General features: G+C 43.8%; 13 protein-coding genes. 7 read left to right on the forward strand and 6 right to left on the reverse strand.

The features are described from left to right. Nucleotides 1-114: 114 nt before the first annotated feature. Together AK966_RS05600 and AK966_RS05605 are read left to right on the forward strand one after the other, a co-directional pair. Complete coding sequence (locus AK966_RS05600; protein WP_099079297.1) at nt 115-1,029, forward strand: SPFH domain-containing protein; 915 nt, start codon at nt 115-117, stop codon at nt 1,027-1,029. After that, on the forward strand, nt 1,029-1,490 hold the full coding sequence (locus AK966_RS05605) for an NfeD family protein (protein ID WP_119463683.1): 462 nt from the start codon (nt 1,029-1,031) through the stop codon (nt 1,488-1,490). Before AK966_RS05600 ends, AK966_RS05605 begins: the two co-directional genes overlap by 1 nt. 551 nt (nt 1,491-2,041) lie before the next feature. On the opposite strand, the gene AK966_RS05610 is transcribed toward AK966_RS05605, so the two are convergent. The 4 genes from AK966_RS05610 to zipA all read right to left on the reverse strand — a co-directional run bounded on the left by AK966_RS05610 (nt 2,042) and on the right by zipA (nt 7,496). Next, entirely contained in the window at nt 2,042-2,818 is a 777-nt protein-coding gene (locus tag AK966_RS05610) for a DUF2057 family protein (RefSeq protein WP_119463684.1), read from the reverse strand. A gap of 73 nt (nt 2,819-2,891) precedes the next feature. Further along, entirely contained in the window at nt 2,892-3,956 is a 1,065-nt protein-coding gene (locus AK966_RS05615; protein ID WP_119463685.1) for a porin, read from the reverse strand. A 511-nt stretch (nt 3,957-4,467) separates the two neighbouring features. Further along, nucleotides 4,468-6,480, reverse strand: coding sequence for an NAD-dependent DNA ligase LigA (gene ligA, locus AK966_RS05620; protein WP_119463686.1), 2,013 nt, complete (start codon nt 6,478-6,480; stop codon nt 4,468-4,470). An 89-nt stretch (nt 6,481-6,569) separates the two neighbouring features. Further along, nucleotides 6,570-7,496 (reverse strand): cell division protein ZipA, encoded by a 927-nt coding sequence (zipA, locus tag AK966_RS05625; protein ID WP_099079291.1) that lies wholly within the window; start codon nt 7,494-7,496, stop codon nt 6,570-6,572. A 250-nt stretch (nt 7,497-7,746) separates the two neighbouring features. Here zipA and cysZ point away from each other — a divergent pair, with 250 nt between their 5' ends. The 5 genes from cysZ (at nt 7,747) to crr (ending at nt 12,663) form a co-directional block, all read left to right on the forward strand. Next, complete coding sequence (gene cysZ / locus AK966_RS05630; protein ID WP_119463755.1) at nt 7,747-8,490, forward strand: sulfate transporter CysZ; 744 nt, start codon at nt 7,747-7,749, stop codon at nt 8,488-8,490. Nucleotides 8,491-8,646: 156 nt separating this feature from the next. Next, nucleotides 8,647-9,615 carry a cysteine synthase A gene (cysK, locus tag AK966_RS05635; protein ID WP_119463687.1) on the forward strand — a complete coding sequence of 323 codons (969 nt, stop codon included), beginning with the start codon at nt 8,647-8,649 and terminating at the stop codon, nt 9,613-9,615. A 295-nt stretch (nt 9,616-9,910) separates the two neighbouring features. Next, on the forward strand, nt 9,911-10,168 hold the full coding sequence (locus AK966_RS05645; RefSeq protein ID WP_099079289.1) for an HPr family phosphocarrier protein: 258 nt from the start codon (nt 9,911-9,913) through the stop codon (nt 10,166-10,168). Between the two features lie 139 nt (nt 10,169-10,307). Then, nucleotides 10,308-12,032 (forward strand): phosphoenolpyruvate-protein phosphotransferase PtsI, encoded by a 1,725-nt coding sequence (ptsI, locus tag AK966_RS05650; protein WP_099079288.1) that lies wholly within the window; start codon nt 10,308-10,310, stop codon nt 12,030-12,032. Between the two features lie 121 nt (nt 12,033-12,153). Next, a complete protein-coding gene (gene crr / locus AK966_RS05655) occupies nt 12,154-12,663 on the forward strand; it encodes a PTS glucose transporter subunit IIA (protein WP_119463688.1) in 510 nt (169 codons plus the stop codon). Nucleotides 12,664-12,727: 64 nt separating this feature from the next. Here crr and AK966_RS05660 read toward each other — a convergent pair whose 3' ends face one another. Together AK966_RS05660 and AK966_RS05665 are read right to left on the reverse strand one after the other, a co-directional pair. After that, the gene (locus AK966_RS05660) at nt 12,728-13,852 is read right to left on the reverse strand and encodes a flagellin (RefSeq protein WP_119463689.1); all 1,125 of its coding nucleotides are present in this window, start codon (nt 13,850-13,852) and stop codon (nt 12,728-12,730) included. A 73-nt stretch (nt 13,853-13,925) separates the two neighbouring features. Next, a complete protein-coding gene (locus tag AK966_RS05665) occupies nt 13,926-15,059 on the reverse strand; it encodes a flagellin (RefSeq protein WP_119463690.1) in 1,134 nt (377 codons plus the stop codon). Nucleotides 15,060-15,470: the final 411 nt, after the last annotated feature.

Here is a 15,470-nt window from a genome sequence, read left to right on the forward strand (position 1 = left end):
TATTCTGGCCTTTATTCTGTCAGGAATCTAGCACAACTCTCATTTATTCAATTGTTTAATCCCCCTTAATGCGCAAAAATAAACCAACACATTATGCACTTTAGGGAATAGCACATGCCAATTGACTCATTAATTACCATCGGTATTTTCGTCGCTCTGGCGATCATCATTCTCGCCTCTGCAATCAAAACGGTTCCGCAAGGCAATAACTGGACGGTAGAACGCTTTGGGCGCTATACCCACACTCTCAAGCCTGGGTTAAATTTGATTATCCCTTTCATTGACCGCGTTGGGCAAAAAATCAACATGATGGAGCGCGTTCTCGATATTCCAGCGCAGGAGGTCATTTCCAAAGACAACGCGAATGTCGTCATTGATGCCGTTGGCTTTGTTCAAGTGATTGATGCCGCTAAAGCCGCTTACGAGGTCAACGATCTTGAACATGCGATCCGCAACCTTACCCTAACCAATATTCGTACCGTCCTTGGTTCTATGGAGCTGGATGAAATGCTCAGTCAGCGAGACATGATCAATACAAAATTGCTGACCATTGTCGACCAAGCAACGAACCCATGGGGAGTAAAAGTCACTCGTATCGAGATAAAAGATGTCCAGCCACCAGCTGACTTAACAGCAGCAATGAATGCACAGATGAAGGCAGAACGTAACAAACGTGCCGAGATCCTAGAAGCTGAAGGTATCCGTCAGGCAGAGATACTTCGAGCTGAAGGCCAAAAACAATCTGAAATATTAAAAGCTGAAGGTGAGAAACAGTCTGCTATTCTTCATGCTGAAGCACGTGAACGTGCGGCTCAGGCGGAAGCGAAAGCAACACAAATGGTTTCTGACGCGATAGCTCAGGGTGATATGCAAGCGGTCAATTATTTCATCGCTCAAGGGTATACCGACGCACTGAAAAGTATCGGCCAAGCGGAGAATGGCAAAATCATCATGTTACCTATCGAAGCGACGGGCCTGATGGGGTCTATTGCGGGCGTGGCAGAAATGTTTAAACAAGGCAAAGCGTAATGAGCTTATTTAGTTTTCTGCAAGGAGTAACTTTTTGGTATTGGATCGCATTTGGTCTCGCATTGCTTGTCGTGGAGTTGCTAGGGACAGCCGGTTATTTTCTCTGGCTCGGGATATCGGCTCTACTTGTCGGCATGATAATGTCCGTCCTCCCCATAAGCTGGCAACTCCAATGGCTTGCTTTTGCTACGTTCAGTCTCGTCACCACTTGGTTATGGTGGCGTAGGCAATGGACAAAAGACAGACAAAACGATCAAAAACGGGATCTTAACCAAAAACATAAACAGCTTATTGGTAATATCGTCACCCTTGAAGAAGATTTTAAGGTTGGAATCAACCGACTTCGTGTGGCAGATACCACCTGGTCTGCCCAATGCGAACATGATCTCCCTGCCGGGAGCAGAGTCGAAATCGTCGCGATTGAAGGTATAATCTTAACCGTAAAACCCGTCTCTCAATAATTTTTGCCAAAATAAAGGGGTGACTATCACCCCTTACTTCAGTCATTTCTAACTACCTATTATATTTCATTACGTTATTTTAATTACCAATGGAAATTAAGTGATAGATATATTAATAAAATCCTATCCTTTTTTAAAACACCTTCCTTGAAGTTGATAAACATTCAGCAACATACATATCAAAATAGACTAAATGTAAATCTAAATTCATTTTAAAAAATAAAAGCTTATTGAATTTATTTTTGATCTTTTCGGGTCTCTATACATACTTAACGCATAAGCATGGGTATGAAGTGCTTATATTTTTAAAGGTAAGTAAGAGGGAAAACTATGAAATCATTTTTACCATTACTTCTCACAGCGTTGTTTGCATTTTCAGCATCAACGACTGCTAGTACACTAGGGTCAACCGCTTTAGGGCCTTTAGTAAATTGTAATATGGACAACAATTCTGTTGAGTACATCCCTAGCGAAATGTGTCGTATCCAAGGTGGTACATACTCTTGGCCGCAATAAAATAATGTTGGGGGCTTATATCGCCCCCAATTTGATCATTCTTGATTTATTAGCCATGTGGCAATTGACTTTTTACCGCTTTTTTCAGTCTCATTAAACCAATAAATCATCATTTCTAAACTCTGAGATTGTTGGTTATTTTCTTGTTTTATTTCTGAGTTTCTATTGCTTAATGCTAAATCAGTAAAGGTTTTTCTATCACTACTGTTGGCTTTTTCATACCAATACTTAATCATTTCAACCGATTTACTATTTGATTCCGCTTTCGCGTTTTCTACTGCATATGAATTATTATTGACACTACCTTTTTCGTCTTTTGCTGCTAAGTAGCCAATCGAGAAGCCGTTTTTGTGATTGTATTTGGCAACTTCTTTTTCATAGTCACGGGTTAGGCCGCCGCTGTCTGGCAGTATTGCTTGAACATTTTCGACGAGTTCACCTGATTTTTTGTTTCTCAAAATATAGCTTGGAGATTGATCAAATTTTTTCGCGTCTTCAATTTTGGTGAATGTAGTAGGTAAAAGCAGTTCAAGATCCGCATTCGATGATTCAAACGTAATGATAAATGGCTTTGAATTAAATTTTTCTCGTTCACCGTATTGATTTTGCACTAACTTACCAACACTCACGACCATTTGATTGAGTCCATCGTCTAGAGCAAGCACACTCTTTTTGTTAATAAAAAAACCCAGTTTTTCACCATTGACTACGATTGGCTCGATATCTCGATGCAAATCAATATTGACTGCTGACATCGCACTACAAGAAAAGACGCCTACAGATACTGCAAGCCACTTACCTATTGATTTCATATCCTTCCCCTCAACTAAAAAGCGAGCGTCAATGACGCTCGCTAATAATACATTAGATAATGACTTAGCTAAATTAGAAGTAGTATTCTACGCCAGCTAGGACACCGTTTGTCCACTTGTCAGAGTCATTCATCTTGTAGTTACGAGAATCTAGGTATAGGTATGTGCTCGGTAGTAGGTAACCAAGACGTGCTGTTACCGCTAGGTCGTTGGTATTAGCTTGCTTATCACCACCAACTTTTGCGTCATCAGTTGAGGCGTAACCCGCTTTAAATACCCACTGACCATCAAGTACGTATTGTGCTGTTGCAGAATAAGCATTTTGCTTAGCCTTAACTGCTTTGCCATCGTAAGCGTTGTTTTCCATACCTTTCATTGCTGCAGTCAATGTTAGGTTATCTAGGAATACGGAACCACCTACTACGTAGTAAGAGATGTCACCCGCTTTTTTAGAAACACCCTCAACTTCTGTGTCTACATTGTAACCTTTTTGCGTGTAGTAACCCGCGTGAACGCTGAACATCTCTTGTGAGTAAGAACCCGCAATGTTAGATACGATTTGCTCTGTAGACGCACCCATACCGCTTAATGTTGCTTGGAAGTTAAAACCATTAAAGTTCGCTGAATCAAAACGCAATACGTTGTTTGCACGATCTTCGTAACCAGCACCGATATCGTTGTTCCAGTCAAAAACGTTACCAAGACCTGGGTTTGAGTGCGGCCAGTCTACATAGTTGTATGCTGCAACAAGTTGACGACCCCATTTAAAGGAACCAACGCCGTCAAAATCAAAACCTAGGTATGTATCACGTGCACCTAACTGACCGTTATCTGTGTGCGTCCAAGATTGGTTAGGATCGAAACCGCCGTTGTTTGCGTTACCGCCTTCGATTTGCCAAATGAAGTTAGGGCCGAAATCTTCGAACTCAACCACACCACGGAAACCTATGCGTGATTCGATAGTTGTAGCAACTGAACCGTCACCTTCTGCTGGGTCGACATAAGTCATGAAACCTGCTGCTTGGCCGTAAAATTGAACCGCATCACCCGCTAGTGGGATTGCTGCGTTTGCTGTGCCCGCGAAACCTGCTGCAGCTACAGCAGCGCCTAGTAGTGTACGTTTAAACATTTTGTCCATGGAAAACTCCTAAAAATGGATATAGCTGTATTTTTCTTGCTCACCTTAAGTTGGCCGCCAAAGGGGAGAAGTAAATTCCTATGTGAACCTCATTGTTTAAAATTCAGTTCTTTTTTTTTTCCTGCATACACACTGTGTATCCATGGTGCTAGACTAACTTCGCGGCGATAAACATCCAAATGGAACTTATTTTTTTTCTAAAAAAATATGACCAACGCCAAAGTTCCATACAAGTTGTTGATCTAGATCTTACTTTTTACCATAAGATTTCATTCTCAGTAAAAAATAAATACTTTCAACAACTTAAGTGCTAGCACTGAAATTTAACTTGAAGCAGATCGCAGACTAAACAGAAGAATAAACGCAATAGCGTGTTGAGAGATCCCGATCACTGAAATGATTTCATTGCCATTGGCCAGCCTTAATTGCACGCTTTTTAATCAACACAAAAAAGCCTCAGGTGATTGTCATCTGAGGCTTTTAAGCTATTTCTTAGCTTTCTTGACAAGAATTATTTCATCAAATCAAGTAAGTCTTGCTCGGTTTGAATCTCAATTCCAAGCTCTTGTGCTTTGGCAAGCTTAGAACCAGCATTTTCCCCAGCAAATAGAATATCGGTTTTCTTAGACACACTGCCCGTGACTTTTGCTCCTAGACTCTGTAGCGCCTCTTTTGCTTCCGAGCGACCCAACTGGGAAAGCGTTCCTGTTAACACAACCGTTTTACCGTCTAGCGGAAGTTCAACACCTTCCTGTGGCGCAGCGATTTCTGGCCAATTGATACCTTGTGCTAGCAAGTCTTGCACCACGGCTTGATTGTTCTCTTCACCAAAAAAGGTCGTAATGTGCTTCGCCACAACCACACCAATATCTTGCACTTCAACGAGCTGCTCTTGCGTAGCGACTTGAATGGCGTCAAGTGACTTGAAATGTTGTGCTAAGTTGGCAGCGGTCGCTTCACCGACCTCTCGAATGCCGAGCGAATACAAGAAACGTGGCAATGTGGTGAGTTTCGACTTTTCTAACGCATTGACAATGTTTGTCGCCGATTTAGGCCCCATACGATCCAGAACCGTCAACACGCCCGCAGATAACTTGAACAAATCTGCCGGTGTTTCGACCATTTCACGGTCGACTAACTGTTCGATCACCTTCTCTCCAAGTCCGTCGACATCGAGCGCTTTACGAGAAACAAAATGTTTTAGCGCTTCTTTACGTTGCGCTTGGCAAACAAGTCCCCCTGTACAACGTGTTACCGCTTCCCCTTCGATACGTTCAACGTGTGAACGACATACTGGACACAAATTAGGGAAGACAATTTCACGCGCTGATTCAGGTCGACGTTCTTTGATTACAGAAACCACCTGCGGAATGACATCGCCTGCACGGCGAATCACAACTTGGTCGCCAACCATCACTTGTAAACGTTCGATTTCGTCCGCATTGTGCAGTGTCGCATTACTTACAGTCACACCACCAACGAAAACAGGCTCAAGCTTAGCGACTGGGGTAATTGCACCGGTACGACCAACCTGAAACTCGACATCATTTAGGGTTGTGATCTCTTCTTGCGCGGGGAATTTGTATGCAATTGCCCAACGTGGAGCACGAGCAACAAAACCGAGCCTCTCTTGAATCGCAATATCATCCACTTTGATAACCACACCATCAATTTCGTACGCTAGGGCTTCACGGCGTTCCAATATATCTTGATAGTAAACTTTGACATCATCTAGGCTACCTACACGCTTGGTTTCAGGGCACATGGGTAAGCCCCAAGATTTAATCTGTAGAAAGCGCTCATAGTGGCTGGCAGCCAACGTCGCCCCTTCCACAACCCCCACGCTGTAGGCATAAAAGCTTAACGGACGAGAGGCGGTAATGCGTGAGTCTAACTGACGCAAACTACCCGCAGCCGCATTTCTTGGGTTAACAAAAACTTTGTCACCTTTTTGACGAGCTAGCTCATTCAGTTTGTCAAACCCTGCTTTGGGCATAAATACTTCGCCACGTACTTCAAGGCGTGCTGGCCAGTCTTGCCCTTGTAGCTTGAGAGGAATCGCACTGATAGTACGCACATTCTCGGTAATGTTCTCACCCGTCGTACCATCACCGCGTGTCGCGGCTTGAACCAAAATACCATTTTCATACAGTAGACTGACTGCAAGGCCATCAAGCTTTGGCTCACAGCAGTACTGTTTGATGGTTTGTCCCGGAATTCGGTCTTGAGCACGCTTATGAAAACTGCCGAGCTCGCCATCATCAAACGCATTATCTAGCGACAACATCGGAACTTCGTGTGTCACTTGGCTGAATTCAGACAAAGGTTGACCACCTACGCGCTGGCTTGGTGAGTCAAGTGTGATCAGTTCTGGATGCTCGGCTTCAATATCCAGCAGTTCACGCATCATACGGTCGTATTCTGCGTCAGGAATCTCTGGGTTATCTTCCACGTAGTAACGAACGGCGTGGTAATGCAACGACTCTTTTAGCTCTTCTAGTCGCTGAAGTACGGATTCAGACATATTAAAGCCCCGTGTATAGTCAATCAATGTAGTTGGAAATCTAAGAAAAAGGGCTCCTAACGGAGCCCTATCATTATTTGGTGCTAAGATTATGCGCTAGCGGTGGTAAACTCAACTATTTGACGGCGATAAGACGATAATCGATCAGGCGTCATTAAGTTTCGTTTGTCATCAAGTACATTACCGCCCATATCATCAGCGATTAACTGCGCTGTGCGAAGCATAAGGTTAAAGTTCTGATCAGCCTCACCATAACAAGGTAAAGTCATAAAGAAGGAAATACCTTTGGTGGTAAACTCAGCCGGGTCATTGTGTGCCAATGTACCAGGATGCATCATATTGGCGACACTAAAGAGCACTTTTCCATTGCCAGACAAATCTACATGGCGGTGGAATATGTCCATTTCACCATAGATCAAACCATTTTGTTGCATACTATCAAACAGTTTAGTGCCAACAAATGGCTCATCACCTGCGCAATGTACGTTTAGCACGATCACTTGCATTTCTGGCGCTGACTTCGGCTCTTCTGCTTGCTCTGCCTGCAGCGGAGTATCTTCAACCGGCGTCACTTCAAGTGGTTCGAAAACAGGTTCAATGATGCTCTCATCAACAACAGGCTGAATGGGCTCTTGCATCAGTGGCTCAATATCACTTTCTGCTTTGGTCGCAACAAATGCAGGGATGGCCTCTTCTTTTCGCTCTCTCTCTTTTTCATCAAGAACATCATCAATAAGAGGATCTGAAGCGAATTTGTTGTCAAATGAACTCTCTATTCCAAAATCTGGTTCTTTGCGATCTTTACGGATAATCTCAAAGTCATCTTCCGGCGCAGGAGCAAACTCACGCTCTAGTTCTTTATTTTCTCTATCCACTTGGTCAACATCCAACTTACCAAGTGGCTTGTTACCAAATTTTGCTTTGCCTTCTTTTTTACTGGTCCACAAACCGTGAAACAGCAATGCGGCGATGGCTAGTGCGCCAACGACAATGAGTACGAATCGCAATTCCTGCATTATTTACTCTCAATCTACTTGTTCTTGACTACTCGCCATTCCATGAGTAGCAACCCAAGTGCAATAAATCTGAATGATGCTTTACTTTACCAAAACTATATGTAGGTTTAGAACAACTTAATGTAAGAAGTTCCATTTTTTGTTGTGATACTTGCCACGATTCTACTTTACAAGCCCATTTTTGTTGGGCATTGAAAGAAAAGTAACCACAGGTACAATGAGTATTCACTCCCCAAAATACATAATGGATATGAAATTAAACAACCAGAAAAGAACCGGATTCGGTTATTTCCTATACGGAATGCAACTCGCACTCTCTCCAGAAATTAGACGTTTTGTCTTGCTCCCTCTACTGGCGAATGTCTTGCTTGTGGGCGGTGCCATCTTTTATCTATTTTTTCATTTAGACCGTTGGATTGAAGGGTGGATTGGCCAGCTTCCTGAGTTTCTGTCTTGGTTAACTTATATTCTGTGGCCAATCCTAGCTCTGACAATTCTCGCCGCTTTCTCCTATTTTTTCAGTACATTAGCAAACTTCATTGCTGCTCCGTTCAATGGTTTACTGGCTGAGAAAGTGGAAGAGTTACTAACAGGACAAAAAGTGAATGACGACGGCTTAACTGCACTGATTAAAGATGTGCCTCGAGTCATGGCCCGTGAATGGCGTAAACTCCTTTATGTATTACCTAAAGCGATTGGACTATTCCTGCTTTTATTAATCCCTGCGTTAGGGCAAACCGTCGGGCCTTTCTTATGGTTTTTCTTTACTGCATGGATGCTAGCAATCCAATACTGTGATTATCCGTTTGATAATCATAAAATGCCATTCAATGACATGCGTTACAAGTTGAAACAAAAACAGGGTAAAGCGTATGGGTTCGGTGTGTTGGTTTCGGTCTTTACTACCATTCCAATCCTCAATCTTATCGTAATGCCTGTTGCGGTATGTGGTGCGACCGCTATGTGGGTAGTCGAGTTCAAACATCAGAAATAGTGCGCTATGCCAGCAAGAAGGGGGATGACTCCCCTTTCTTTTTAGTACATTCTCAACCAACCTCATAAGATATAACTTTTTAATCCTTTTCCCTTTTTTTCATACGGCATATTCTTTTATCCATATTCACAAAACGTGTAATGAAGGAACATCACTATGAGCAAGATCTACGAAGACAACTCTCTTACCATTGGTAATACTCCTCTCGTTCGCTTAAATAAAGTGAGCAATGGCAAGGTTCTCGCGAAAATCGAAGCGCGTAACCCAAGTTTCAGCGTTAAATGCCGTATCGGCGCAAACATGATATGGGAAGCAGAAAAAGCTGGCACACTAAAACCCGGGGTTGAACTCGTAGAACCGACAAGTGGTAATACCGGTATTGCGCTTGCATTCGTAGCAGCCGCTCGCGGTTATAAGCTAACGCTCACCATGCCAGAGTCAATGAGTCTTGAGCGCCGTAAACTGCTTAAAGCTCTCGGCGCAAACCTTGAACTTACTGAAGCCGCAAAAGGCATGAAAGGTGCGATTGCTAAAGCGGAAGAGATTGTCGCCAGTAACCCAGAAAAATACCTACTTCTGCAACAATTCAACAACCCTGCCAACCCAGAAATTCACGAGAAGACGACTGGCCCAGAAATCTGGGAAGCCACTGACGGTGAAATCGATGTATTCGTCGCGGGTGTTGGTACTGGCGGTACGATCACAGGAACAAGCCGTTACATCAAAGGCGAGAAAGGCAAAGCCATCACCTCTGTCGCGGTTGAACCAGCAGAATCCCCTGTCATTGCACAAGCACTAGCAGGTGAAGAAATTCAACCAGCACCACACAAAATCCAAGGCATTGGCGCAGGGTTCATCCCCGGCAACCTAGATTTAGAGCTGATTGACCGCGTGGAGCAGGTAACCTCTGAAGAAGCGATTGAGATGGCTCGTCGCTTAATGTCTGAAGAAGGCATCCTTGCCGGCATCTCTTCAGGCGCAGCCGTTGTTGCAGCAAATCGCCTTGCAGAACTACCTGAATTTGAAGGAAAAACTATCGTAACCGTCCTTCCAAGCTCTGGTGAACGCTACCTAAGTACTGCGCTATTTTCAGGCATCTTTACTGATAAAGAGAACCAACAGTAATATGTGGTCAAATCAATTTTTCGTTTAAAATAGCCCCGGTCAGGGGCTTTTTTGTTGATCCCTGCCTCACCTTTGGTAATATCAGGGCGTTTTATTTTAAGCTTCAAAATAAAGAAGCTAGACCAAAAAGGTTTCAAAGTTATTACGCACGCAAACAGTTGCGTAGTGACCAAACTTTTGACTAGTATCAATTCTGACGTGCTTGAACTCTCCCGCGGTAGCGCACAAGACATAAAGCAGTTAAGCTAGAATTTAGTCACAACTAACAAAAAATACATTTATTGGGGTATATCACATGTACGAGAAGCAAGTAGAAATCACTGCAGAAAACGGCCTTCACACTCGTCCAGCTGCACAGTTCGTTAAAGAAGCTAAAGCATTCGACGCAGACATCACTGTGACTTCTAACGGTAAAAGCGCTAGCGCTAAGAGCCTTTTCAAACTACAAACACTAGGCCTAGTAAAAGGCACACTAGTGACTATCTCAGCTGAAGGCCCACAAGCTCAACAAGCTGTAGACCACCTAGTTGCTCTAATGGACGAGCTACACTAATCCGGTCTCCTATTTCAGAAGCCATTTTGTGCAAGCAAAATGGCTTTGTTGGAAATAGACTCAAAACTAAGCTAAAACTATTCGTTAGCGCACCCATTATTCTCCCGTTTTATAAAGTTGACCAACTTAAGGTAAAGCTATGATTTCAGGCATCCTAGCATCTCCTGGTATTGCAATCGGTAAAGCACTACTACTTCAAGAAGATGAAATTGTCCTAAACACAAACACTATTTCTGATGATCAAGTAGAAGCAGAAGTTGCACGTTTCTTTGACGCTCGTAACAAATCATCTGCTCAACTAGAAACTATCAAGCAAAAAGCGCTTGAAACGTTTGGTGAAGAAAAAGAAGCGATCTTTGAAGGTCACATCATGCTTCTTGAAGACGAAGAGCTAGAAGAGGAAATCCTAGCCCTGATCAAAAACGACAAAATGTCTGCTGATAACGCAATCTACACCGTTATCGAAGAGCAAGCATGTGCTCTAGAATCTCTTGACGACGAATACCTAAAGGAACGTGCAACAGATATTCGCGATATCGGTTCACGCTTCGTTAAAAATGCTCTAGGCATCAACATTGTGTCTCTAAGTGACATCAATGAAGAAGTTATCCTAGTAGCATACGACCTAACGCCATCTGAAACAGCACAAATCAACCTAGACTACGTTCTTGGTTTTGCTTGTGACATCGGCGGTCGTACTTCTCACACTTCAATTATGGCTCGCTCTCTTGAGCTTCCAGCAATCGTTGGTACTAACGACATCACAAAACAAGTTAAGAACGGCGACATGCTGATCCTTGACGCGATGAACAACAAGATTGTTATCAACCCTTCTGAGCAAGAAATCGCTGATGCAAAAGCAGTTAAAGCGGCATTCATTGCAGAAAAAGAAGAGTTAGCGAAGCTAAAAGACCTACACGCAGAGACTCTAGACGGTCACCGCGTAGAAGTGTGCGGCAACATCGGTACGGTAAAAGACTGTGACGGTATCATCCGTAACGGCGGTGAAGGCGTTGGTCTGTACCGTACAGAGTTCCTATTTATGGACCGTGATGCACTTCCAACGGAAGATGAGCAATACCAAGCTTACAAAGAAGTTGCTGAAGCAATGAACGGTGAAGCTGTGATCATCCGTACTATGGATATCGGCGGCGACAAAGATCTTCCATACATGGATCTTCCAAAAGAGATGAACCCATTCCTAGGCTGGCGTGCAGTACGTATCAGCTTAGATCGTCGTGAAATTCTACGTGATCAGCTACGTGGCATCCTACGTGCGTCTGCACACGGTAAGCTACGTATCATGTTCCCAATGATCATCTCTGTTGAAGAAATCCGTGAGCTTAAGAAAGCAATCGAAGAATACAAAGCAGAGCTACGCGCTGAAGGCCATGCATTCGACGAAAACATCGAAATCGGTGTAATGGTTGAAACTCCAGCTGCAGCAGCTATCGCGCACCACCTAGCGAAGGAAGTGGCTTTCTTCTCTATCGGTACCAACGACCTGACTCAGTACACGCTAGCCGTTGACCGTGGTAACGAGATGATTTCTCATCTTTACAACCCACTATCACCAGCAGTACTGACTGTTATCAAACAAGTTATCGACGCGTCTCACGCGGAAGGTAAATGGACAGGCATGTGTGGTGAGCTAGCAGGCGATGAGCGTGCAACACTTCTACTTCTTGGTATGGGGCTAGATGAGTTCTCTATGAGCGGCATCTCTATCCCAACCGTGAAGAAAGTGATCCGTAACGCTAACTTCGCAGAAGTAAAAGCGATGGCGGAAGAAGCATTGGCTCTACCAACAGCTGCAGAAATCGAAGCCGTTGTAGAAAAGTTCATTGCTGAAAAAACTCAGTAATCGCTAGTACCAGGTTATTCAATACTTAATGGTCATTAGGCGGCGAAAAAAGTCGTCTAATGAACGTTATTGCTATACTATAATTCGACAGAATAAAATCAAACCTTAGGAGCATGACACAATGGGTCTGTTTGACAAACTTAAGAAGCTTGTATCTGATGACAGCGCTGCCGCTGGTGCAATCGAAATCATCGCGCCACTTTCTGGTGAAATCGTGAACATCGAAGATGTGCCAGATGTTGTTTTCGCTGAAAAGATCGTTGGTGATGGTATTGCTATCAAGCCTGCAGGCAACAAAATGGTAGCTCCTGTAAACGGTACTATCGGTAAGATCTTCGAAACTAACCACGCATTCTCTATCGAGTCTGACGACGGTATTGAGCTTTTCGTTCACTTCGGTATCGATACTGTTGAACTTAAAGGCGAAGGCTTCACGCGTATCGCTGAAGAAGGTCAAACTGTCAAAGCTGGCGACACTGTAATCGAATTCGATCTAGCTCTACTAGAAGAGAAAGCGAAATCGACTCTTACTCCAGTTGTTATCTCTAACATGGACGAAATCAAAGAGCTGAACAAGCTTACTGGTTCTGTAACTGTTGGTGAAACTCCAGTACTACGTGTAACTAAGTAATCACTACTTAGCTCAGCACGAAAAAACGCTGCCAATGGCAGCGTTTTTTATTTTCTAAAATTGATTAGTTGAGTAATCCCAACGCCTCCCTTGGCCTTTGCTTTGCTTGTGCCAATAACGCGCTTGTCGCATCTTGTAAGACTTGAGAACGCACCATCTCCGTTGACTCCCGAGCAAAATCGGTATCGCGTATCCGGCCTTTTGATTCAGTCACACTGCGGTTAACCGTGTTTAAGTTATCCATAGCACTGCTGACGCAATTTTGAAATCCACCGATTTCGCTTCGGTGTGAATCGACATACTTAATTGCCGCATCGATCACCCCAATAGAAAGCTGTGCGCCTCCAACGGTTGACATGTTGATGTCATCCATCGTCACCAGCACGCCTGAGCTCACATCAAGCTCATCAGCTAGACTTCCGGTCAGCTTAAGCCCTTCAGGGGTGTTCAATGTAGAGGAAAAGAATTGCAGCTCGTTGTCCTCAGTCACCGACACACTCACCGCCGATTGCTGGGCATTAATATAAGTCGCCACTTGCTCTATACGGTCACCCAACTTAAGCATAATAGACTCATTTTGGCTCTGGCCGGTACTGTCTTGATATTCTAATACGAGCGTTTGATTGTCTTTGGTAACTCGCCAGTCCTTATCGATGGCATCCCCAATATAATGTTGACCACCCATCTCGGGGATATGGTTACGCATGTTTTTAAGAGTCAGAGAAATCGAATTAGCATTCGCCCCAATATGGAAACTTTGCGATCCGTAGGAGCCATCAAACAAGTTCTTGTCGCCAAATGTCATCGTGATCGCAAGACGTTCAAGCTCATCTTGTAGCGCGATGACTTCGTATTGAATACTTTGCCGATCACTTGAATCGTGACTGCCGTTTGCCGCTTGAAGCCCGAGAGAGCGTAAGCGTTGCAAAACCTCGCTACTCTCATGCAAAGCACCTTCCGCCGTTTGTGCGACAGAATAAGCGTCATGTGCATTTCTCAACGCAACATCAAGCCCTCTCGTTTGAACATTCAGAGTATTGGAAATCTGTAAACCAGCAGCATCGTCACTGGCCGAATTAATCCGATAGCCAGAAGTCAGATTGCGTTGTGACTCAATGCTTTGCTCAGCTGCATGGCTGAGATGCCGCTGCGTCATCATCGCCGTAATATTGGTATTTAGAGAGACCATTTAATCGAAATAAACGCCTTGAAGCAAAAAGCCAGGAATAAACCTGGCTTTGGTATCTTTCGTATGACGTCGGTTAACCTAGCAGACTTAACGCTGAGTTTGGCGCTTGTTTCGCTTGCGCAAGGATAGAGCTTGATGCTTGCGATAGAATTTGTGACTTCGTCATTTGAGTCGTTTCTTTCGCAAAGTCAGTATCTTTGATTCGGCTCTTCGACGCATTCACGTTCTCGTTGATGTTGTCTAGGTTGTTAATTGCATGGTCGAAACGGTTTTGGAAGGCACCTAGCTCTGCGCGGTGGCTATCAACATATTTTAATGCAGCATCGACAATAGCCACTGATTCTTGTGCACCACCAACCGACGTTACGTCGATGGTATCAACGGTTACGTTTTTACCTTCACCGAAACCGAGTTCACCCGATAGACCACCAGAGAAAGAAACTTCGCTATCTACCTTGTTGTTATCAGCAAAGATCTGCAATTTGCCATCTTGGTCTACTGATGCTTTTACTAAATCAGTTTGACCGTTGATGTAGGTTGCTAACTCTTCGATGTCATCGCCCGCTTTCGCATTGATGTTGATTTCTTGCTCTTGACCAAAACTATCCGTTAAGCTGATTTTTAGATCGTTTTTACCCTCAGCAACGTTCCAGTTTTTGCCTTTGCCATTTTCAGCTTGGTAACTTACACCACCCATCATCTTGTTGTCTGAACGCATGTCTTTTAGCTCAAGCATCACTGCTTCACCGTTGTCAGCGCCGATTTGGAATGATTTTGAACCGTGCGTACCGTTCAGTAGCTTGTTACCACCGAAAGACGTGGTTTCCGCAATACGATTTAACTCGTCATTTAGCGCTGTCACTTCTTCTTGGATCGCCACGCGCTCTGCTTTTGAGTTAGAGCCGTTTGCTGATTGAAGAGAAAGATCACGCATGCGTTGCAGGATGTTCGTGGTTTCATTCATTGCACCTTCAGCGGTTTGTGCAATTGAAATGCCGTCGTTCGCATTACGAACGGCCACATCAAGACCGCGGCTTTGTACGTTCAAACGGTTTGAGATTTGTAGACCCGCAGCGTCATCTTTCGCGCTGTTGATTTTTGAACCTGAAGCCAAACGCTCCATTGAAGTTTGCTGTGCTGAATTTGCGCTATTTAGGTAACGCTGAGCGGTCATTGCTGATACGTTTGTGTTTACATTCACTGCCATGGTGATTTCTCCAATTGATTTTCCGTTGGTGCGGTTTCCGACGTCTCGGAAAACCAAGTAGTTCTCTCAAAGTTACTTTTATTAACGACACCAAATACAGAACCTTTAGATAAATTTTCAAAAAAGTGAAATAGCGAGATTTGTCTAGAAGAATTGAGGAAAAGTCGATAAACGTGCTCAAGTTTCTTCGACTTAAGCCGAGAGACGGAAATCGAACAAAAAAACAGCCGTTACCCTTTTAAAAATCGTCAGTTCGAGATAACAAAAGAAAGGTTTTATGCGCGGGTGACGTCAAACAGATTAGTTCTACGAGAATGGCTTGGTTTGCAACCACGACAGCACTTGGATCCTGCCTATTAAAGAGAAGCTTGGGTATAGAAGGAATGAGAAAAGAAGAAGCCCCTATCCTTT

Source organism: Vibrio sp. PID23_8, assembly GCF_003584965.1.
Lineage (GTDB): Bacteria > Pseudomonadota > Gammaproteobacteria > Enterobacterales > Vibrionaceae > Vibrio.